Genomic DNA, 21209 nt, shown 5'->3' on the forward strand with positions numbered 1-21209 from the left:
CTTGTCCGCGGTGACGTGTCCGAGCGGCCGAAGGTGCAACACTCGAAATGTTGTGTGGGGGCAACTCCACCGTGGGTTCAAATCCCACCGTCACCGCCAAGTTAGAAGCCCCGACTTCCGCAGTATTGCAACGAAGTCGGGGCTTTGGTCATGCCTGGAGTGATGGCTGCGGGTTGAACTTGATCTGACTGATGGGCAGATAAGCGTGGATGGTCACCGGGTGTCATCGGTTCGTTCGATACAGCGCTCCAGATTCGGCCGTAGGCGAATCGTTCAGACTGTCTCTAACCCGGAATTACGAGTTACATCGTGCAACTTCTGTCCCTCGGTGCCAAAAAGGGTTTACGATACTCAGGTGTGCTCATCGTGTGCGCACAAATCGAAGTTCTTTCGTCAAAGGTCGCATAACTACCGCAGTCACCAAGTTTCCTGGCAAAAGAAGCTGCTCAGAGAAGTTCCGTCTCGTCCGCAGCTGAGATGATTCGCGCACATTTTTTCGACCTTCCAGTTTGTTAGTTCAGAGAGAAGGAATACATGTCCACCGAAAAAGCTCGGCCACGTAAAGCTGGCAAAGTAGCAGCAATCACTGCCGGCGCCGTCATCATCGGAATCGGCGCCACGTTCACGCTTGCCACCTGGAACGACTCGGAGTGGGTGAATGGTCTGCTGGAGGGCGAGGCAGGTATTGGTACATCAGAGTTTGAAGTTCAGCAGAACGCCATGCCTGCGAACGAACTTGAAGCGGCGGATTTCGGCGATTCCGAGACTTCGCCCGGTAACGCCCTTACCTTCGCGATGAGCCCACTTGCACTGACTCCTGGCGACACGATCTATGCCCCGGTCTCGCTGCGGACCACTGCCGACTCGGTGGCGGGAACGGTCACGCTCCAACCAGCGGTGAGTGCACCCGGAGTCACTGCGGAGGACACAGGTGGTCTTCTTTGGGATGCAATTGAGGTGACCGTGTACACGAGCAACGTCACCCCGGACACTCGGCCGACGTGTGACGCTGCAACGGTAGGCACCGGCAACTGGACCGCGATAGACGGAATCGATGGTCTCGACGACACGGCAGCTCAAACCCAGTCGCTCGACGCCGAAGCCGCATCCACCCAGCACTACTGCTTTACCCTTACCCTTCCGGCGGATGCGAGCGATGACCTTCAAGGGCGCACGATCGCTCCGACATGGGAGTTTGCGTCGGAATCCGAGACTGAGAACTAAGACGCACCGCGAACAACGCAAAATGCGTCGAATTTTACGCGTACTGGGGAGCGCCGCCACGGTTCTTGTGGTCTTGGCGGCGCTGCTCGTGGGCGGCTGGTTTGTGTACTCAGCATCCACTGGAGCCACGCTTGTAATCTTCCGCACTGGCTCGATGGACCCCACCATCCCGCAGGGAGCGCTCGCCGTCTCGCTACCGATTTCGGCCGAAGAGATCGAGATTGACGATGTAATCACCGTCGAGCGCGAAGAAGGGGAGCTGCCGGTCACACACCGTGTGATCGAGATCCGCGAAAGCGAGCAAAGCGGGTATCGCGAGATCGTGATGCAAGGGGATGCGAATGCTCAGCCAGACCTGCATCCTTACGTCATTGACCAAGCTCGAGAGGTGACATTCTCAGTCCCGGGAGCCGGAACCGCGCTCACGATTGCGCAATCGCCCCTCGGCATGGGAATCATGATCATGCTGGTCGGTGTACTTGCCACGTGGGCATTCTGGCCGGCTCCACGGGCCGAATCCAAAGCTGAAGTAACCACGGAATAGTGAGGTGCTGGATGACCGCCAAAGTGCGAACTCGCGCGATGGCGTGCTTTGTCGTGCTCTCTTCGCTACTCGTTGTTTTCGGTGTATTTCTCACCGCTGATCGCGCGCAAGCTGCGCTTCGTGAAGTCACGCAGACTGGTGAGCAGGGCCTACTCGCGCTGAGCGCCGACCCGCTTCCGCTTCACTGGCAGGATGTGCGCCCTGGCGAACAGACCCATTGGCTTATCGAAGCGTCGCTTTCGGATGCAACCCAAGGAACGCTGGCCCTGGAGATGCACGCCGAGGGCGAATTCATCACCGATCTCGGGTTGACTGCAGCCGTGAGCGCCTGTTCTGTTCCCTTTAAAGGGGATGCGGGTGCAACGGTCGCTCCTACCTGCACCGGTGCGGAAAGTGTCATCGTGCCAACGACCGCTGTCTCGCAAATCGCCGGGCCGGATGCCGGTGAGATATTCACGTTGGCTGATCTCCACGCGGGGGATCCGCGAAATTTGCGAGTCTCACTCGCACTTCCGGCTGAAGCGGATCCCGCAATTGCAGCGGACGCTGAAGGAGTTATTTCGATCGGCCTGCACGCTTCGGGTGAGGATGATCATCGCACGGCCCCAGGTGCGAGCTCGGTACCGGGCGCTGAAAGTGAGGGATTAGGTGGGGACCTTGCGCGGACCGGTGGCGATCTCTTCGCACTCGCGATACTCGCGCTCGGGCTCATCGGGCTGGGTGTGAGCGTCCGAAGCTGGCGCCGCAGCGCACGTGACGTGAACGCGGAGGCCGCATCGTGATTGCAAAGTTCTTGCGGACGCGAGGGCGCAGCGTTGCTGCGCTTGCATCCACCCTTGTCTTGGCATTCGCGGCGCAAGTCGGCGTTACTGCAACTGAAGCATCGTGGAACGAGTCCGAGTGGGTTCATGACCGTATCGGAACTCTCGACTGCAGCGCTCCCGCTGGGCAGTTTCAGACTCGCGGTGAGGGACAGTTCCTCAGCGGCTCACTGCTCGGTGTTGATCTCGACAATGTGGCGGAGGTGAAGGGGGTTGAGGTGACGCATGATGGCACCGATGCCCGAGTCGATCCGGTTGATGCTGTTGGAGTCGAACCAGCAGGAAATGGTGGGTACGCGAATCCGCTCACTGTGGAGACATTGGAAACACTTGAACTTCAATTCGGTGAGATTCTTCAACTTCCTCTCAACAATGACTTGGGAGTGGTCGGACAGTACGGTCAGGCGAGCGACAGTGGCCTGGCAGCGGGGGCAAGTGGGCTCATCACGGAGAGTGGCGGAATTGCCTTAGACAATGGCTCACCAACGTATCCTCATCTCGCCACCCTCCAGCTATCCGATCTGATTTCTGGAATTGACCCGGTGGTCGGGGGAGCTCTCACAGAACTTGCCGATGTCTCGCTCGAAATCGGTGCCGTCGCAGGTCGTGCCAATTTCGATGGATGCGACTACGCGTGGGGCGGGGATCTGGCCTCAACTTTGGACCGTGAATACCTTGCCTCTTCACTTGACGTGGTGCTCAATGCCCCGACTGTGGGGTCACTTGTCGTCGGAGTCGAAGGAATCGTTGAGGATCTGGAACGTGCAGTCGAGAACATTGCCGGGTCAAGTGGGACTCTAGAAAGCATCGCTGGTGGCCTCACGGGTCTGCTTAACACACTGCTGGGGGCCGACAATTCCTTGAGCCTCGGGCAAATTGCAGTCGATTCCCTAAGAGTCGACATTGACCTGGGGGACGTTCGAGCTTTGCTGGCTGAGACACGTACTGACAGTGACGGAGTTCTCACCCTTGACTTGAGCAGCGGCAAAATCCAGATTGACACCGCTGCGCTACTTGCGTCGGCGTATCCCGACGACTACAGCAATGGGCTCAACGGACTCGCCCCAAACACGAATATTCTCAATGATCCATTGGTGGTGAATACGCTGACGACGGCACTCGGGTCGGTGCTCGATGACTGGACCCGTGATGTCACATCCGCAATCTTCTCGGCGGTGGATTCGGTTGAGATTTCTGTGGACGCGTCAGTCGACCTTATGGTCACATACACTTTGCTGATCATTCCGGTTACGGTCGAAGTCGGTGAAATTCATATAGGCGTTGACGGCACGCTCGAAGATTTTCGCAACGGTGATGCAAGCGTGGCGGCAAGCGCCAAGCTGCTTGGCGGTCTATTGGGGCCGGTACAGGACATCCTTGACTTGCTGCTCGATCCGTTACTTAGCGGCATCGTTGCTGGTGCTGGGTCCGCGGTTGGAGCAATCGTGAGTCCGCTACTGGATGGCTTGATCCTCGAGTCGGAACTTGCCTCCAATTTGCTGGCGCTCACTCAGCCCGTCGTCGATGCGGTATCCGGGGTTTACCGAGGTTTGTTCTTGGATGGTGTTGTCTCGATCACCGTCAACGCGCAGAACGAGCCTGTCGTTGGGCATCCTGAGCCTGCCGACTGGGCGACGGCCTTGGAAGAAGGCAGATACGATGTCGCAGCGCTTCGGATCGGTGTGCTCGATGGCGTAGGTGATGCAGGCGTTCGCCTCTACCTGGGGAGAGGCTCTGTCGGGCCGGGATGTCTCGTGACGCTCGCCGATCCGGCTTGCGCGGGCTATTAGTGGCATACGCCGGATGTGCTGGGTACGCCGGATGCGCCGGTTCTCGTCACAGTTTCGCTGTGCGACTCCAATTCCTCCACGAGTGACCACCGAAAATGCACTTTACTACCCTCAGGAAAGTGGCACAGTGCGTTTCGGGTGGTACTCGGCGATAGGGGCGGGCGGCCGGGCGAGACAGTGCAGCGTCGTGGGCAACGCGTAACTCTTGCCACGACTTTGCCATGGGCGCTGGACGGACTGGAATCGTCAGCAAGAGCTTTATCCAACGTGTTTGCCGCCCGCGACGCGTTCGCTTCGATCAGCGCTTTGAAAAGTCCCTGCTTGCTTCCGTATCGGCGATACATAGTCTGGTTCGAGACGCCAGCCACCTTGGCCATCTCGAGCAGCGATGCGCGACGCTACCCTCGCTCTCGCAGTAAGGCATAGGCCGCCTCGGGAATCCGTTCACGACGGTGCTCGTCTGTCTTCGACATGCTCCAATCGGTACGAAGCTGCCAGCTGACCTTGGCGCGTGCGCTCTATAGATGCTCAGTACAGTTTTGATCTAGCCGCATCGACAAACCGCGGAACTCCGGCGCGCGTGAGAGCGAGTAGGAAGTCATCGAGAGTCATCGCAGGTGAGTCGTAACCGTTGACGAGTTCGACAAGGGTGCGGAGCGTAGGTGCGTGGTAGAGGTCGAGCTGGTCGAGGAGGAAGTCGTCAGGATGGACGACGTCGAGGTCGAATGGCTGGACGCTCGCTTCTGGGAAATCCGTGAGATTGAAGGTGACGAGCACTTCTGCACCACCGCGGACTGCAGCGGCGAGAACGTGCCGATCCTTCTGGCTGTTTGTCATCGTTGGTACCAAGTCGTCGTAGCCGGAGACCATCGCATCCTGGAAGTATCGCTCCAGGGTGCCGACACGTTTCTCTACCAACGTTGGTTCCTCGCCGTTCTTGACCAAGTTCTTCGATAATTCGAAGAGGACGTCCTTTGACCACAGTGGTCGGAACAGGCCGCGATCAGCAAGTTCGAGGATGAAGTCGTTCAGTAGTGCCCCGTAGAGAACGTTGGTGTCGAAGAACGCTGGAAAACTCATTCTGCTTCCAGCTCCGCGCGACGCCTCACCTCAGCTGGATTACCGACCTGGATCTTCGCGTCGAGATTGGCGCGCTGCAACTCGCGCAACTTAGTTCGGCGCTCGGCGCGGAAGTTCTCCTGGTAGTCGATTAGATCTTCAAGTCGTACACGGCGGTGGCGACCGGGCTTGTCATATTCGATTTCGCCAGCCTCGAGGAGTCGGACCAGTGTTGGCCGGCTGATGCCGAGGAAGTCAGCGGCCTGCTGCGTCGTCATCGTCATGCCCTGTGGGACAACAGTGATGCCCTCGCCTGCGGCGAGTGCATTCGTCACCTGCTCGAGGACGCGGAAGATCCCGTCAGGGATGGGGCGTCCGTTGCCATCAGGGTCGACGAGCGCTGCCTGTGATGAGTGCTGCGCGAGGTGAGCCTCAAGCTTGCGCATAAACTCAGCGAAGTTGAGGATTTCTTCGTGCGCGGCGGCTTCCGGCAGGTATGTCTGTGCCTTGCGGGCACCGCGTGGTGTGTCTGTCGAGGTGCTCATATCATCAAGCTTACTCAGGTGAAACGAAAAAATCGAACACGAAGTGAAGTTGATGCTTTCCAAGAGAGGCTTGGTCTGCTTTGTGATGCTCCTGACTCTCGGTGGCGAGAATCCGTACGAAGGGATGCTTGTATTCATTACGGTCCCGCTTAACCCGATCAGTGTTGTTGTCGCAGCGTTTGGTCTGAATGCAGGGCTGCGCGCGAGAATGCACGGTGCTCACGCGACTGCTGGCATCACCGCATCGGCGATCGGTTTGTTGCTCTCGCTCTTGAGCGTCGTTAATCACCCATCGATTTCGCTTCATGGCGGCGCACGAGTCGAAGTTCAGCCAACTGGTGACCACCTGAAACGCGGTTTACTACTTTCAGGAAAGTGGTAAGACACGTTTCGGGTGGTACTCGGTGATGAGAAGCGGGGTGAAGCGACGCGGGCTGAGGTGAGTGGGGCGGGGGCGGGATGAGGTGAGCGGGGCGGGGCGGGGCCAGATGAGGCGAGGTGAGCGGGGCAGGGCGGGAGCAGAGCAAGGCAGAGCGGAGCGGGAGCAGGGCGGGACAGGGCGCGGTAGGGCAGAGCGGAGCGGGGCAGAGCACAAAAGGTTTCAGGTAGTTGACACTCGTGCATAGTTTCAGTAGCCTGAAACTATGCACGAAGCGGTGCAGTTTCATTGGGAGGCAATGCAGCTTTGCCATGAGGCGCAACCGCCGCCCACCACTTTTCGTTTGAACGAGGAGAAGTAATGACCGCAACGCAACCGATTACCGGCACACTTCCCGAAATAGTTCGCCGTGACCAAGCGACTCTGCTCGTAAGTGGTTCCGACCGCCAGGGACTAGTCACCGACATCTCTAGTGTGCTCACCGACTTCGAAGCGAACATCGTCTCGCTCGACCAGTACAGCGACGACCCGCTCGGCGGCAACTTCTTCCAGCGCACCGTGTTCACGGTCAATGACTTCGAAGGCAAGCGCGAAGCACTCGAAGAGGCGCTCGACCGCACAGTTGCGAACGGCCTCGGACTCGAGTGGCAACTCGTTCCGAGCAGCAACCTCAAGCGCGTCGCGATCCTCGCATCGAAGGCAGACCACTGCCTGCTCGACCTCCTGTGGCGCCAACGCCGCGGCGACATCCCAATGACCGTCTCGATGGTGATCTCGAACCACGTCGACGTCGCCAACGACGTGCGGCAATTCGGCGTCCCGTTCTTCCACGTACCCGCATCCCCGGACGGCGATAAGTCCAAAGCGGAACAAGAAATACTGAAGCTCCTGAAGGGCAACGTCGATCTCGTAGTGCTCGCGCGGTACATGCAGATCCTCTCATCAGACCTCCTCGACGAGATCGGTGCGCCCATCATCAACATCCACCACTCGTTCCTTCCCGCGTTCATCGGTGCCGCGCCGTACCGCAAGGCGAAGGAGCGCGGCGTGAAGCTCATCGGAGCGACCGCCCATTACGTCACCGCGGACCTCGACGAAGGTCCAATCATCGACCAGGATGTCGTACGGGTCACGCACGCCGACACCGCTTCCGACCTTCAGCGCCGCGGCGCCGACGTGGAACGGCAAGTGCTTGCCCGCGCTGTCGGCTGGCACTGCCAAGACCGCGTCATGCTCAACGGTCATGAAACCGTGGTGTTCTCGCACTGAACGGTGACCCGCGAAGTCGCATCACCGAGCCGCGAAGCTTCGTCCCACGGAACCACGGCCACACAGTCCTATCGGTAGCCCAGCCCCACGGGCCACGAGGCTAAGTTCCACACAAACCGCACAGCAGCAATCACACCCACACCCGACAACGTCGTCCCGAAGGAAACCGCCCCATGCTCGCAACGCACCCCGCAGCACAATTGCTGCAGGACTACTCGATTGAAATGACCGCCCGCGACCTTCCCGAGGTGCCCGCGGCCGCATCCCAGCTCGCGCCGGGCACGCGCGTGAACGTCACGTTTCTCGCGACCGAAAGCCTGGAGCAGCGGGTGGAAAGCGCCAAGGCGGTATTGGATGCGGGGCTCACCCCGGTGCCCCATATCGCAGCTCGCAGATTGAAGAGTGAGGCCGAGCTGCGCGAATCGCTCTCGGCACTGCAGGAAGTCGGTGCGACGAAGCAACTCTTCGTTGTCGGGGGAGACCCCGCGACGCCCGAGGGTCCGTATGGGTCATCCTTCGACGTGATCGAGACTGGAATCCTGCCCGAATACGGTGTCGAGCACGTGAGTATCGGCGGATACCCCGAGGGTCACCCCGATATCGCCACCGAAGTGCTCTGGCAAGAACTTGACAAGAAGTCACGATCGCTCGCCGCACAGGGGCTCCCCGCAAATATCCTCACGCAATTCGGCTTTGACGAGGAGCCGATTTTGCAGTGGATCGCGGCTGTCCGGGAGCGCGGTATCGACTCGAAGATTCGCGTGGGGCTGCCGGGGCCGGCCGGCGTGAAGCGGCTGCTCAACTTTGCGCGGCGTTTCGGGGTCGCCTCGAGCGCGGGCATTGTGAAGAAGTACGGCTTTTCGCTCACGAACCTCATGGGTACCGCCGGCCCCGACAAGCTCATCGAAACGCTCGGTAGTCAGCTTGACCCGAAGATCCACGGTGATGTGGGCATCCACTTTTACACCTTCGGCGGGGTCGCCGCGACCTCGGAGTGGGCCGCAAACTACCTGCGCTAACCGCGCAACCACACCCAAAACCACAACCGTTCCATCAGCAATGAAGCGAGGAAACTATGTACGGACGCAGCCTGCAAGAGGCCATCGACGCAGTCGGATCACCAATGAACCTACTCTGGGTGCCAGGCGCCGCGGCCTGGACGGTGCCCAGCGTGCCGCCCGAATTCCGCGGGTGGCAGCAAGAACAACTCGCCTGGCGCGAGACCGTCGCCCTATTCGACCTCTCTTACCACATGTTCAACTCATTCATCGTGGGCCCGGATGCAACCAAGCTCCTGCGCGAAGTCAGCGCCAACAACTACGAAAAGTTCGCGGTGGGGCAGGCCAAACAGTTCATCCCGGTCGCTTACGACGGCAACATCATCACCGACGGCATCCTGCTGCGAAATGGCGAACAGGACTACACGCTCGCAGGTCCCCCCGCATCCCACACGTGGGTCGGCTACCACGCGCGCACCGGTGGTTACGACGTTGAGGTACGAACCGAAGCGGATGCGTCGGTGCGAAAGGAAGGCGACCCGTCGCTCTTCCGCTTCCAGATTCAGGGACCGGCCGCAATGGAAACCATGGAGCGAGCCCTCGGCGCGCCCGCACCTGAGGTCAAGTTCTTCCACTCGACGTTCGTCGACATCGCGGGTGCAAAGGTGCGCGCGCTCCGCCACGGCATGGCCGGGCAGGCGGGCTTCGAACTGATCGGCGACTACGCCAACTACGGCCGGGTCAAGGATGCGCTGGTCGCGGCAGGTGAGCCAAGCGACTTGCAGCTTGTGGGCGGCAAAGCGTACTTCACGAACGGTGTCGAGAGCGGCTGGATCCCCACGCCGACGCCCGCGATTTACACCGACCCGCGGCTGCAGGCATACCGCGAATCAATCAGCGAGTTCTCGTTTGAGGGGAAGCGACCGCTCAGCGGCAGCTTCTATTCGCCGAATATCGAGGACTACTACCTCTCGCCGTGGGAGCTCGGCTATGGCCGTTCGATTCACCTCGGTCACGATTTCATCGGCAGGGATGCGCTCGCGGCCGCCAAAGAGACCGCGCGTCGTAAGCGGGTCACCATCGAGTTTGACCGTGAGGATGTCGCGCGCGTAATTGGCGCCGGGAACGACTATTTCAACTCCTACGGCCGGATGCGGATTGAGGACAGCCAGGGGCTGTCGGGTGTGACCTACTGGACGACCCGCATCAATCCGCTCGATCGCATCCTGGCGCTGTCTATTGTCGAGGAACGAACGGCGGAACCCGGCACATCCGTTGAAGTCGTCTTCGGCGACCACCCCGGTGCCGGAACCGACCCGGAAGCCGATCTCGGATTGCCGCGGATCCGCGGCACCGTGCAGCCCTCGCCATATGACGAGTTCGCGCGCACGCAGTATCGCGGGAACACCGCAACCGTATAGCGAGGAACGAACGACCTAACCGGTCGTTGGCCAGAGGGGCACGCGGCTTTGCTGCGGCCCCTCTACGCGTTCAATGATCTCGTCGAGGTGCGCCTTCGTCTCATCGACGAGCGCTGGTCCGAGTTTCTCGTGCAGTTCCCGCTGCAGGGACGCGAGCAGTTGCTTGCCCTCCTGCACGCCCTGTCGACCGGAATCGGTGAGCTGATACCAAATAATGCGGCCGTGCGTTGGGTGGGGCACCCGCTCGACCCAACCCATCCGCTCGAGACTCGCGAGCGTCGTCGAAGCCGACTGCGGGGTCACATGCAGGTGCCGTGCGAGATCCGAACCCGAAAGATTGCCGAGCTCTTCAAGGTGCACCGCCATGCCGAGCTGCGAAGTCGTGACGCCCAGATCCGCGAATGCGTCGTCCACTGACTTTCGCAGCAACTGGTGTGCGCGGAACATCTTAAAGGGGAGTCCGTCAGTCCATCCGGCTACTTCTGTCACGGTGCTGTGCTTCCTTGTAATGAGTGAAGGGCGTTGCGCTAGTCTCGCATGAATGCGCGGAATAACCGGGCAATCCGTAGCGAATCACGCAGTTTAGTGTTAAATCACTTGTGATTTCGATTATGATTTGGGTATGGCTACCAAAGATGCTGCCGCGGCGAAGAGTAAGTCCGAACAGGCGTACGAGATTCTCAAAGACCGCATTGCGGACGGCACCTTCGTTCCGGGGTTTCGGCTCGTCATCGACCAAGTCTCGCGGGAATACGGCATCAGTTCCGGCCCCTGGCGGGAATCGCTGCGGCGCTTGGAGGCCGAGGGCTGGGTCGAGATCATCCCGAACGTCGGCGCCATTGTGCGTCGTTTCGACGGTGGCGCGTGGCAGCGCACCCTTCGACTGCTCTCACGCCTTGAAGGGCTCGCGACCGCGCTCGCGGCGCCGAACCTCACGGAAGCGGACTTCGCCGAAGCGCGTGACCTCAATGAGCAAATGCGCACCGCCCTCAGCAACTTCGACACCGCCACCTTTGGGCAGCTCAATCGCAAGTTCCACTCGGTGCTCTATAGCAAGTGTCAGGATGAGCACCTCAAGAACCTGCTCGATGCCGAGTGGATGCGCATGCAGGTCATTCGTCGATCTGCGTTTTGGGCAGCGCCAGGGCGGGCCCTCGCCGCACTCGATGAGCATGAAGAGATCCTCACGCTCATCGAGTCTGGCGGCTCCTTCGACGAAGTCGAGGCGCTCGCTCGCCAACACGAAGTGAATACGCTCGTCGCAGTCGAGACGAAGGATGTTCAGGCTCGCGTCGCGGAGTTCACGGACTCGTCCGAGCGCTAGCGTCGGGCTGGCTGATGCCCGCCGCAGCACCAATGGCTCACTGAAATCCACAACGGGGTCGGTGGCGAGGCGATAGCCGGTAACTCGGAGACATCGCCTTGCCACAGACCCCAATCGGGATTTCTTTCCGCACAGCGTGGTGAAGATTTGGCGAGCAGCGGTGGCGAGCGCCAGCGCCGCTACGCCCCGGGCCGCTACACGCCGGAACCCTCAGTGCCCTCGGTGAACGGCCGATCAGCAATCACGCCGCGCACGGAGGTGAGCGTGTGCTCTTCAACCTGTGGATTGCTGGTCGCGCCCTTTGGCTCGCCCCACACCACGCTGACCTCAGCACCCTCGATGGCCTTGTCCGCATCCACAACGCCGAGCGAGATCCAACCGCGCACATTGGCGGTGTAGCTCGTGAGTGAGGCGAACCCGATCAAGTTGCCTTGCGCATCCTCAACCCGATCGAACTGCGAACCGGTGTAGAACCCCGCGGGCATCTCAAGGTACTTGTGGCGCTGATCCCCGGGCAGCTCATAGCTGTTGACGATGCGTCCGGCCTCGCCGGGCTGCCACTTGATCCAGACCTTTTTGCGGTGCGGTTCGTCCTTGATGCGCTCGAGCGCCTCGCGGCCGATGAAGTCGTGATCGAAGCGGATCATGCGGTCGTAGCCGAGGTCGTAGGGAGTGAGGTAGTAATCCTCGATGTTGTCGCTCACGAACGAGCCACCGAGTTGCAGGTTCGCTTCGAAAGAGCGTCCCGATTGCCAATCGCGGAAAGCCTGTGTCTCGGGGGAGGAATAGTACGCGGGCAGCGTGTTCGCGATCCAGCCCGATTCGGTGGCGACGGATGCGTATGCTCGGCCGCCGACCTGGCGCACGCCGTATTCGGCTCCGGCTTCGAGGATGGTGTCGCGGACCGATTCGAATTCCTCGTACGGGCCGAAGAACTCGAAACCGGCGAAGCCGCTCATTCGGTGGTTGAGGGCAGTGACCTCGTGCTTGCCCACCTTGAATTTGCCCATCGTGAAGAACGGGATCTCGGGGAGTGGACCGCCGTTGACCTTCTCGTAGATGGGTCCGGCAGTGGGGCCCTGCAACTGCAGGCGGTAAAGCTCACGGCCCTTCTTGTTCTGGATGGTGCGCTCATCGCGGCGGATCGTGACGTCGTAGCCGCCGGTTTCGGCCTGAAACTGCACCCAGTTGAGCGCGGGTGGGCGGCCAACGATCCGAACGTGGTTGTCACCGATTGCGAAGAGGATCGCGTCGCCGATCATGTTGCCGTCGGGGCCGACCGCGATGAGTTGCTTCGCTTTCATCGCGCGGAATCCCTTGAAACCGTTCGCGCCGACGCGACTCAGTAGTGGGATCACGTCCGGCCCCTCGACCACGAGGTCGGTCATGTGGTGTGAGAGGTCCATGAGCGCGGCAGACTCGCGCCACGCGGTCTGCTCATCGCGCCAGTTCGTGAATTCGGCGGCGATTGGGAAGGGGAACGTGCCGCTACGGCCCGAGCGCAGCAACTGCAGTGGCCCGCCGGCGCTGTCGATCTCGTGCTGCAGGCTCGTTGTTTCTCGCTGAAGTGTCGTCATTGCATCACCTTTCGTGCTTACCGCATCGTTGCGGGCTGCAGCCAGAGTATCAGGAGGCTGAAACAATTGAAAGGGATTGAAATGGTGGATTGCTTGGTGCGAGCGTATTGGCGAAGGATCGGCGGCGTAAAAAATCCCGATCGGGGTCTCAGAGCAAGCGATGGCACCTAAATAGGCGACATCGTCCTGTTCAGGACCCCGTTCGGGATTTTCTGTCGGGGAGCGCGAGCTTGAGCAGACCTTCGGAGGGGAGAACGCGAGCGGCTGCGCTACGACGGGAGCTGCGCTACTGCTCGGGCTGCGTTGATACGTGCTACTGCGGGAGTTGGGCTACTGCGCGAGCGGCTGCGCTATTGCGGGAGTTGCGCGAGCAGCGCCTTCCCGTAGTCGTTGCCATTGGGATGGCGCAGCGTTGCGTGCACATGGAAGCGCGCGGGGGTGCGGTTGCTGAGCCAAACGCCAGCGTGGTGGTCGAGTTCCGCAAGAATCACCGGGCTGTGGATGCGTAGGTACGAGGGTGTCGAACCATCCGTTGCGCCGTACCACGACACATGGGTCTCGCCGACGTGCTCGTCGTACTCGGCGAGCGTGCGCTCGAGCTGTTCCGGTCGCAGCAGTCCGTAGAAGTCGCGCACGATTTCGCGCACGAACTCGCGCTGCGAGTCATCAAGTTCGGTCACCAGGATGCCCTCATACGGCACCACGCGGTTGTCGCGGAAGGCTCCGGCAACGTGACGTTCGTCGGCGGGGTGGATGCGGTCATCCGGCATCGCTTCGTCAAGCACCGATTCGTAGACAACGGCCCGCTCGCGCTGCGCGTCGGTGAAGGAGCTTGCGAGCCCGAGCGCGAGCCGTTCGCGCTGCTCGAAAATCGGTGGATGCGCATCCTCGGAAAGCGCGGGCTCGGCGCCGAGGAACACCGGTGCACAGACCTCGCGACCGCCGACGAACACGAAATTGAGCGCCACGTGGTGCCCGAACAGCTGCCAGCCCCACGGCTTCGAAGTCGACGGTTCTCCGTAGATCGCGAACCAGTAGCTCTCATCGTTCATGAGCTGCGGTAACTGTGTGAGCTCGCCGAGGAAGCCATTGAGCGCCATCGCTTCGCGAACGCGCTCGTATCCCTCGGCGCTCAGCGACGCGCGCATCAGGTCGTGAATCCGCGCGACCTGCGCATCCGTCAACTCCTCCATGCGCAGCCCGATCCGCTTGAACACGAACTCCGGGTTGCTCCAACCGCGCCACTCCGGCGCGTTGAGGTCGTAGCTGACCGTGTCACGCTCGGCGGGGGACAGCGCATCCAAAATTGCCCTGCCGGCCTCGACCGGTTCGGATGCGTTGGGCTCGGCAGGCGACGGCAGGCGATAGAGGCCTTCCCGTCGCGTGCCGGCCGTGGTGATCCCGACAAACGGCTCGCGGTAGAGTCCGTCCCAATACTCGAGCAGATTGCGGAGGAAATCGGCTTGCTGGCGATCAGCAGTGAACTCCTCGTAATCCATTTCGCGGTAGTTGCTCACGATCGGGTCGTCGAGGTCGTACACGAACTCGCGATAGTCCGTCTCGGGGAGGGCAATGGCCTCGCCGGTTCCCTTCGTGCGGTCGGTGGAGAAGAACTCGTCGATGTCGTTCGACATGGGATCACCTCGGTAGCTAGTTTGTGGATGCGGTTGTGCCGGGGTTGTCGGTTCAGCGCGCGCTAGTCCGGCGGCGTTGGTCGACGGAGCCAGTGCTAGATCGGCAGGTTGAAGAGGCGCTTGGCGTTGCCTGCGAAGAGCAGGTCGCGGTCCTCGTCGGAGACCTCGATCTCGTTCTGGATGAAGTCGACACCCTGGCTCATCCAGCTGTAGAACACTGGGAAGGACGATCCGAAGAGGTAGTGGTCGGCGCCCGACACCTTGATGGCGGCCTCGACCTGGTCTTTGCCCCAGGAGTGCGGGTGGGTCATGTCGAAGAAGATGTTCTCGCGCATGTACTGCTGGATCTTCTCGCCGCCGGTGGGGTCGAGGCGCTGCATGGCCTCCTTCTTCTGCGGCTTCTTTGGGGTGAGGAGGTTGGCGTTTGCGAACCAGTTACCGCCGAACATCGTGTGGATGAACTTCAGCCCCGGCAGCTCGTCGAACATCCCGCTGAACAGCTCACGACCGACCGCGGTGGCCTGATCAGAGATGCGGCCGAACTCGCGGCGCAGGTTCGTGTATTCGAGGATCGACTTGTACTCGACCGGCAGCGGCGTGTGGTGGACGACGACCGGAACGTTCAGCTTTTCGATCTCGCGCAGGTATGGGCGGAATGCCTCGTCGTCAAGATAGAGCTGGCCGTAGTGGCAGGCAAGCTGCACGCCGACGAAGCCGAGTTCTTCGACGCAACGCTTGAGTTCGTCAACGTTTTCCTGGCGGTCCCACGGCGGCACGCACGCGGTGGCGAAGAGGCGTCCGCCTGAGCGCTCGACGATGGATGCGGCATTGTCATTGACGGCCTTGCAGGTCTCGAGGTCGAGCCATTCCTGCCATACCGGAACGCGCATGATGCCGTAGTCGACGCCCGCTTCATCCATTGCGGCGAGCTTCGCTTCGACCGAGTAGTCGCCTTCGACGTAGTTGAGGTTGGGGTAGCCCTTGGGCTTTTCGAGTACGAGCTGCTGCTTGCCGTTCTCCATCTCGATGACGCTGGCGATCTCGCCAAAGCCGCGAGGAGCGCTATTGAGGAAGCCGTTGAGGATCTTCTTGTTCGAGAACAGGTCTTCCGGGAGGTGGTGGATGTTGATGTCAACAACAGTCATGGGTGTCTCCAATTCCTGGTGGAGTGCGCCCTCGCACTCGCGGTACAGTTATCCTGCAAGAAATCCTAAAGGAAATCAAGTAATAAAAACACACATGGAATCTTTTAGGATTTACCCTTAGGATCGGGACGTGATTCCGGAACGCATTCGAGGAGGAGTGTTTATGGCTGACCTGATTGAGCGTGACGTCACCTACACGGCGGCAGGCGACAACGAAGCGACAGCATTGCAAGGGATGCTCATCGCACCGAGCGGGGCCGCGAACGGTCCCGGAGTCGTGCTCATTCACGACGCCTTCGGGCTCGGTGAGCAGATGATCGAGACCGCGAGGTCGCTCGCCGCATCCGGTATTTCTGTGTTGCTTGCGGATGTGTGGGGCGACCGAGCGCTGCCTGGCCAGGAGGAGATCGGGCAGTACATCGGTGCGATGAAGGAGAACCCCGAGTTGTGGCAGGCGCGCATCGCGGCCGCGCACGATGCCGCCCGCGAGCAGCCCGAAATCGACCCGGCGCGACTCGCGAATATGGGCTATTGCTTTGGCGGCGCATCCGCGCTGGAATACCTGCGACTTGACGGTCGGGTCATCGCAACCGTCGCTGTGCATCCCGGCCTCGACCTCGTCGAGTTCGACTGGCAGCCACGTGAGGCACGCGTGCTCGTCACCCTGGGCGCAATCGACCCCATGGCTACGGCAGAACACCGTGCACAGTTCGATGCGGCTTTGTCGGATGCGGGGGTCGATTGGGAGCTCGACCTCTACAGTCACACGAAACACGGCTACACGAGCGAGGGTGCGAAATTCGCGCCAGAGAACCCCGTCATCGGCTACCACGAGCGCAACGCCAAGCGCACGAAGGATCGCTACGAAGCGTTCTTCCGCGAGATCTTCCCGGAACTGCGCCCGACTAACTAAGCCAGTCAATCTGCGTCGGCGCGGCCTAATCACGACAACCGACCCGTCGCATCCACCACCCCAAACCACCCCAATCGACTAAGGAGTCGACCATGAAGATTGCCATCATCGGCGCCGGGCCCGCGGGCCTCGCCGCAGCCTTGCGCCTGCACCAGCAGGGATTCTCGCCCGTTATTTACGAGCGGGTCCGTGAAATCAAGCCACTCGGCGTCGGCCTCGACATCAAGGTCTACGGCGTGCGCGAACTCGAGGAACTCGGACTGCTCGAAGAATTCGAAGCGATCTCGAATGAAGCGGTCGACTCGATCTTCTACAACAACCACGGCCAGGAGATCTACGCCGAGAAGTGTGGCAAGCACATGGGCTATGTGCACGACCAGCGCTTCGTGCACCGCGGTTACCTGCAAATGCTGCTGTACCGCACCGTCATCGAGCGCCTCGGCGAGGATGCGATCCAGCTCGGCGTCGGCCTCGAGCGTTACGAAAACACCGACAGCGGTGTGAAGCTCCACCTCGAAACCCGTGACGGCGAGACGATTGAGCGCGAGGTCGACGTGCTCATCGGCGCCGACGGCATTAAGTCGGTGGTGCGCGCGCAAATGCACCCGACCGAGTCTTCGCCGAAGTTCTCGGGTATCCGGATGTACCGCGGTGTGACGGTCATGGACCCGTACCGCGATGGCCACACGATTCTCCACATTGGCGCGCCTCGCATCGCCTCGATGATCGTCTACCCGCTGCACCTCGACTACGAAGGCACCGGCAAGACGCTCGTGAACTGGGTCGTCGAGACCGAGGGCGAGGAAATGTACGAGGACTGGAACACCCCCGGTGATGTCAATGACCTCATTCCGCTCTTTGACGACACGAAGCTGCCCTTCCTCGACGTCCAGCAAATGCTGCGCGACGCGAAAGAGGTCTATGTGTACCCGCTCGTTGACCACGATCCGCTCGATCGCTGGGTCGACGGCAACGTTGTGCTCATCGGTGATGCTGCGCACGCGATGTACCCGCGCGGTGGCAACGGTGCCTGCCAGTCGATCGTCGATGGCAAGGTCATCGCCGAACGGCTCGCCGCGAACCAAGACAATCCCGCAACCGGGTTGCAGGAATTCGAAGACGCACGCCGCGAGGGCGTGAACCGCCTCGTGATGGCAAACCGTGGCGAGGCCTACGAGGTCGTTCGCCGTCTCGTGCAAGATCGCACCGACGCGAAGCGCTTCGACGACATCGAAGAGGTGCTGCCGATGGAAGAAGCCGACAAGATCTTCAGCCACTACCACGGCCTCGCGGGCCAACCACGACCGGGATACGAAGACGGCGAGACCACCGGCTTCCGCACCTGGGAAGTCGAAGACTCATGGGAGGTCCAGAATGCCGCAACCCGCTGACTCCAGCGTGCGCGAAAATGCAGCGGGCGTGCAGCCGGCCGGCCCCGAGCTGCGACGTGAGATTGAAGCCGTCGAGGCCGAGCGCATCCGTGCCTTGATCGAAATCGACCTCGACGCGCTCGCGGAGATTTACCACGAATCGCTCGTGCACATTCATGCCCCCGGCGTGCGCCACACGAAGGACATGTTGCTCGAGCACACCCGCACTCGGCAGGCGTATCGCGAGATCGAGCGCGGCGAGTTGACGATTACCTCGGTGGCTGATGGCGTCGTGGTGGTCACCGGATCGATTCGCAATCGACTCGGGAACCCCGATGGCAGCGAGCGAGTTGTCGAAGGAATCGTCACCCAGGTGCTGCACCGAGATGAGGATGCGCGGTGGCGGTTCCTGAGCTTCCAGCTCACGCCGTTCGGCGAAAAGGTCTGGGGCGACTTGCCTTCGGAAAAAGACGCCGCAGCCGACGCAGATCGCTAGTTCAACACAGACAGCCCAACACAGACGCCTGAGCCAATACAGACGCCAAAGTCAACACAGACGCCTGATCCAAAACCGATGCCGTGTGACGCGGCGACTGAATCTATTACGCACTAAGAGGAGCGAAGAATGAAGCTTGCCCGATTCCGCAGTGGCAATCCCGGTGGCACTGGCGCAGGAGCCGTGCGCGTGGGCCGCGTCGATGGCGACACCATCACCGACCTGACCGACCTCGTCGGTGACTCGCTGCGCGCGGTTCTGAGCGACCTGTCGGAACGTGCCGAGGAAATCAAGGCACACGAGGGCGAGACCTTCGCGCTCGCGGACGTGACGCTCGAAGCGCCGATCGACACGCCACAGAAGTACCTCGCAATTGGCATGAACTACGCCGAGCACGCGAAGGAAGCGGCGGCCGACGGCATCCCAACGCCAAAGAACCAGTTCTGGTTCAACAAGCAGGTGTCATGCATCAATGCCCCGAATGGGGATGTGGTGCGCCCGGCCGTGAGCGACAAGCTCGATTACGAGGCCGAACTTGGCGTCGTAATCGGCAAGGAATGCAAGAACGTGACGCGCGAAAACGCGGCGTCGGTGATCGCCGGATATCTCGTGACGAATGACTTCTCGGTGCGTGACTGGCTGCAGAAGCGCTCGCCGACCTTCACGCTCGGCAAGTCCTTCGACACGCACGGGCCGATCGGTCCGTGGCTCACGACCGCCGACGAGATCGCGGACCCGCATAACCTGCGCATTCGGCTCTCGGTCAACGGCGAGGAGCGGCAAAACGACCTCACGAACGACATGATCTACGACATCTTCGACCAAATTGAAGAGCTGTCGACTGTAATGACGCTCAACCCGGGCGACATAATTGCGACCGGGACACCGAAGGGAATTGGTGCGCCCAAGGGGCAGTTCTTGGCGCCCGGGGATGTCGTCGAGACCGAGATTGAGGGGCTTGGAACGCTGCGGAACACGGTGGTGTCGAGTGATGCCTAGCAGTCCTTGTGCATTGCAGTTCTCGCACGCTTAGGTTGCAAGTATTGCAATGCACGATTCACACTGAGGGATTACAATTTATTTCATCTGGAATATCTTTTCGGATTTGAAAAGCGATTTGGCATGATGCAAGGAGGCACTGATGCCGCGCAACAAGAAACCCCTTCTGCGACTGATCGCTCCACTTCTGGGCGCAGCGCTGGTACTCACCGGCTGCTCAGGTGGTAGCGGTGGTACAGATAACACGGGCCCTGAAGCGGAAGCGGCGACGCTCCGCGTGAACTTCAGCGGATTCCCCGAGAACTGGACGCCGGGACAGGAAATGGAAGGCGGATTGCTGCGCGTTCCATACGAAACTCTGCTCGCGCCGGGCGAAAACGGTCACGCCGAACCGTTCCTAGCGTCCGACTATGAGCTCGAGCCGGAATCGCTCACTCTCACGCTCCAGGAGGGCGTCACCTTCCACGACGGCGAACCCTTCAACGCGGAAGCGGTGAAAGTGAACGTCGAAACGGTGCAAGCCGGCGCGACTGTGTGGTCCGGGAGCTTCGCAACGATTGAATCCATCGATGTTGTAGACGACTACACGGTGAAATTCAATCTCTCGGAGCCCTCGCCATCGCTCCCGACCGTGTTGACAACTCGTGCGCTTCCCATCGCGAGCCCGAAGGCGATTGCGGACGGCACGATCGCCCAGACTCCGGTTGGTACTTCACCCTGGGCCTACGATGACTCGCTGTCGATCGTGGGAACGAAACTCTACTTCGGGGCATTCGCCGAGTATTGGGGTGAGAAACCGGGATTTGCGAATGTAGAAATCTTCGGTATCAACGAGTCGGAAGCGGCTGCGGCAGCGCTCACCAATGGTGAGATTGACCTCTCGGATGTTGAGGACAGCGTGTTGCCAAACTTCGAGGGCACCGATATCCAAACCTTCGATTATCCCGCGATCCGCAATAACCTCATCTTCTTTGATCGTGGGGAGGGGGGACTCTTCGAATCGCAGGAGCTGCGTCAGGCCATCTGCACCGCGATTAACGTCGACGAGGCCGCGAACGTAATCGGGAAGATTACGCCCGTTTCGCAGCACTTCGCTGAGGGCGAGCTAGGGCACAACCCGGATATCGCCGGTTACCCGTTTGACCTCGATAACGCGCAAGCGCTCTATGCCGAAGCTGGCAGCCCGAGCGTGAGTTTCGAGATTGCGGCAGCCCCGTACAACGAGCAGCAGATCAGCATCTACATGGACCAGGCGAGCCAGATTGGTGACTTCAGCGCAACGGTGTCGTCGATGCCGCCGCCGCAGTTCGCAAGTGTCTGGGCAAGCGGTCAGTACCCCGCCGGCCTCGCTGCGAACGACGAAATGACACCTTATGACTGGTACCAATCGTGGTTCGCCGCGGATGCGGCCGGTAACCCCTCCGGCACCGAAAGCGAAGCGCTCAAGACCGCTGCGGATGAGGCAATCGCGGCCGGTGACAGTGAGGAAGCGACCGAGCTCTGGGGCACAGTAACCCAGATCATTTCGGACGAGGCGCTGACCTGCGCACACGCGCAGAGCGCTGAGACCATTGCGTATAACTCCACGACCGTGAGCGGCATTGATGCCCCCGCGGAACCGTGGGAAGCGCAGTCGGTCAATTACCGTGACCTTGTCCCCGCGAGCTAACTAGGGCGCCTTCGCGCTCACGAACATCTCCC

General features: G+C 60.8%; 21 protein-coding genes and 1 tRNA gene. 15 read left to right on the top strand and 7 right to left on the bottom strand.

All coding sequences use genetic code 11. The features are described from left to right. Positions 1-9 precede the first annotated feature (9 nt). The 5 genes from ACTHXA_RS03575 (at position 10) to ACTHXA_RS03595 (ending at position 4379) form a co-directional block, all read left to right on the top strand. Positions 10-99, top strand: a tRNA-Ser gene (locus tag ACTHXA_RS03575). A gap of 435 nt (positions 100-534) precedes the next feature. After that, the gene (locus ACTHXA_RS03580) at positions 535-1224 is read left to right on the top strand and encodes a SipW-dependent-type signal peptide-containing protein (protein ID WP_441669420.1); all 690 of its coding nucleotides are present in this window, start codon (positions 535-537) and stop codon (positions 1222-1224) included. A gap of 22 nt (positions 1225-1246) precedes the next feature. Continuing rightward, on the top strand, positions 1247-1768 hold the full coding sequence (locus tag ACTHXA_RS03585; protein ID WP_441669422.1) for a signal peptidase I: 522 nt from the start codon (positions 1247-1249) through the stop codon (positions 1766-1768). A gap of 11 nt (positions 1769-1779) precedes the next feature. Then, positions 1780-2550 (top strand): hypothetical protein, encoded by a 771-nt coding sequence (locus ACTHXA_RS03590; RefSeq protein WP_441669424.1) that lies wholly within the window; start codon positions 1780-1782, stop codon positions 2548-2550. Next, complete coding sequence (locus tag ACTHXA_RS03595) at positions 2547-4379, top strand: choice-of-anchor G family protein (protein WP_441669426.1); 1833 nt, start codon at positions 2547-2549, stop codon at positions 4377-4379. Before ACTHXA_RS03590 ends, ACTHXA_RS03595 begins: the two co-directional genes overlap by 4 nt. Here ACTHXA_RS03595 and ACTHXA_RS03600 read toward each other — a convergent pair. From ACTHXA_RS03600 to ACTHXA_RS03610, 3 genes are all read right to left on the bottom strand, one after another. Next, positions 4376-4765, bottom strand: coding sequence for a TetR/AcrR family transcriptional regulator (locus tag ACTHXA_RS03600; RefSeq protein WP_441669631.1), 390 nt, complete (start codon positions 4763-4765; stop codon positions 4376-4378). The genes ACTHXA_RS03595 and ACTHXA_RS03600 overlap by 4 nt on opposite strands. Positions 4766-4907: 142 nt before the next feature. Beyond that, positions 4908-5459 (bottom strand): PIN domain-containing protein, encoded by a 552-nt coding sequence (locus ACTHXA_RS03605; protein WP_441669428.1) that lies wholly within the window; start codon positions 5457-5459, stop codon positions 4908-4910. Continuing rightward, positions 5456-5983 carry a helix-turn-helix domain-containing protein gene (locus tag ACTHXA_RS03610; protein WP_441669430.1) on the bottom strand — a complete coding sequence of 176 codons (528 nt, stop codon included), beginning with the start codon at positions 5981-5983 and terminating at the stop codon, positions 5456-5458. Before ACTHXA_RS03610 ends, ACTHXA_RS03605 begins: the two co-directional genes overlap by 4 nt. A gap of 52 nt (positions 5984-6035) precedes the next feature. On the opposite strand from ACTHXA_RS03610, the gene ACTHXA_RS03615 reads away from it, so the two are divergent. The 4 genes from ACTHXA_RS03615 (at position 6036) to ACTHXA_RS03630 (ending at position 10050) form a co-directional block, all read left to right on the top strand. Beyond that, positions 6036-6365 carry a hypothetical protein gene (locus ACTHXA_RS03615; RefSeq protein WP_441669432.1) on the top strand — a complete coding sequence of 110 codons (330 nt, stop codon included), beginning with the start codon at positions 6036-6038 and terminating at the stop codon, positions 6363-6365. A 357-nt stretch (positions 6366-6722) separates the two neighbouring features. Further along, the gene (gene purU, locus ACTHXA_RS03620; RefSeq protein WP_441669434.1) at positions 6723-7631 is read left to right on the top strand and encodes a formyltetrahydrofolate deformylase; all 909 of its coding nucleotides are present in this window, start codon (positions 6723-6725) and stop codon (positions 7629-7631) included. Between the two features lie 173 nt (positions 7632-7804). After that, a complete protein-coding gene (locus ACTHXA_RS03625) occupies positions 7805-8650 on the top strand; it encodes a methylenetetrahydrofolate reductase (RefSeq protein ID WP_441669436.1) in 846 nt (281 codons plus the stop codon). A 56-nt stretch (positions 8651-8706) separates the two neighbouring features. Then, complete coding sequence (locus tag ACTHXA_RS03630) at positions 8707-10050, top strand: aminomethyl transferase family protein (RefSeq protein WP_441669438.1); 1344 nt, start codon at positions 8707-8709, stop codon at positions 10048-10050. 15 nt (positions 10051-10065) lie between these two features. On the opposite strand, the gene ACTHXA_RS03635 is transcribed toward ACTHXA_RS03630, so the two are convergent. Next, a complete protein-coding gene (locus ACTHXA_RS03635; protein ID WP_441669440.1) occupies positions 10066-10539 on the bottom strand; it encodes a MarR family winged helix-turn-helix transcriptional regulator in 474 nt (157 codons plus the stop codon). A 133-nt stretch (positions 10540-10672) separates the two neighbouring features. On the opposite strand from ACTHXA_RS03635, the gene ACTHXA_RS03640 reads away from it, so the two are divergent. Continuing rightward, entirely contained in the window at positions 10673-11374 is a 702-nt protein-coding gene (locus ACTHXA_RS03640) for a GntR family transcriptional regulator (RefSeq protein ID WP_441669442.1), read from the top strand. Positions 11375-11568: 194 nt separating this feature from the next. Here the strand turns inward: ACTHXA_RS03640 and ACTHXA_RS03645 are convergent, their stop codons facing one another. The 3 genes from ACTHXA_RS03645 to ACTHXA_RS03655 all read right to left on the bottom strand — a co-directional run bounded on the left by ACTHXA_RS03645 (position 11569) and on the right by ACTHXA_RS03655 (position 15730). After that, positions 11569-12951: an aminomethyl transferase family protein gene (locus ACTHXA_RS03645; protein WP_441669444.1), complete on the bottom strand. Its 1383-nt coding sequence runs from the start codon at positions 12949-12951 to the stop codon at positions 11569-11571. Between the two features lie 350 nt (positions 12952-13301). Beyond that, positions 13302-14585 (bottom strand): DUF3500 domain-containing protein, encoded by a 1284-nt coding sequence (locus tag ACTHXA_RS03650; protein ID WP_441669446.1) that lies wholly within the window; start codon positions 14583-14585, stop codon positions 13302-13304. Between the two features lie 95 nt (positions 14586-14680). Next, entirely contained in the window at positions 14681-15730 is a 1050-nt protein-coding gene (locus ACTHXA_RS03655; RefSeq protein ID WP_441669448.1) for an amidohydrolase family protein, read from the bottom strand. A gap of 163 nt (positions 15731-15893) precedes the next feature. Here ACTHXA_RS03655 and ACTHXA_RS03660 point away from each other — a divergent pair, with 163 nt between their 5' ends. The 5 genes from ACTHXA_RS03660 (at position 15894) to ACTHXA_RS03680 (ending at position 21177) form a co-directional block, all read left to right on the top strand. Then, complete coding sequence (locus tag ACTHXA_RS03660; protein WP_441669450.1) at positions 15894-16643, top strand: dienelactone hydrolase family protein; 750 nt, start codon at positions 15894-15896, stop codon at positions 16641-16643. A 92-nt stretch (positions 16644-16735) separates the two neighbouring features. Next, on the top strand, positions 16736-18034 hold the full coding sequence (locus ACTHXA_RS03665; protein WP_441669452.1) for an FAD-dependent monooxygenase: 1299 nt from the start codon (positions 16736-16738) through the stop codon (positions 18032-18034). After that, the gene (locus ACTHXA_RS03670; protein ID WP_441669454.1) at positions 18018-18509 is read left to right on the top strand and encodes a nuclear transport factor 2 family protein; all 492 of its coding nucleotides are present in this window, start codon (positions 18018-18020) and stop codon (positions 18507-18509) included. The genes ACTHXA_RS03665 and ACTHXA_RS03670 overlap by 17 nt, the downstream gene beginning before the upstream one ends. A gap of 129 nt (positions 18510-18638) precedes the next feature. After that, positions 18639-19508 carry a fumarylacetoacetate hydrolase family protein gene (locus ACTHXA_RS03675; RefSeq protein ID WP_441669456.1) on the top strand — a complete coding sequence of 290 codons (870 nt, stop codon included), beginning with the start codon at positions 18639-18641 and terminating at the stop codon, positions 19506-19508. Positions 19509-19650: 142 nt separating this feature from the next. After that, the gene (locus ACTHXA_RS03680) at positions 19651-21177 is read left to right on the top strand and encodes an ABC transporter substrate-binding protein (protein WP_441669458.1); all 1527 of its coding nucleotides are present in this window, start codon (positions 19651-19653) and stop codon (positions 21175-21177) included. The last annotated feature ends 32 nt before the right edge of the window (positions 21178-21209 follow it).

This window comes from Gulosibacter sp. (assembly GCF_052090685.1).
Classification (GTDB): Bacteria; Actinomycetota; Actinomycetes; order Actinomycetales; family Microbacteriaceae; genus Gulosibacter.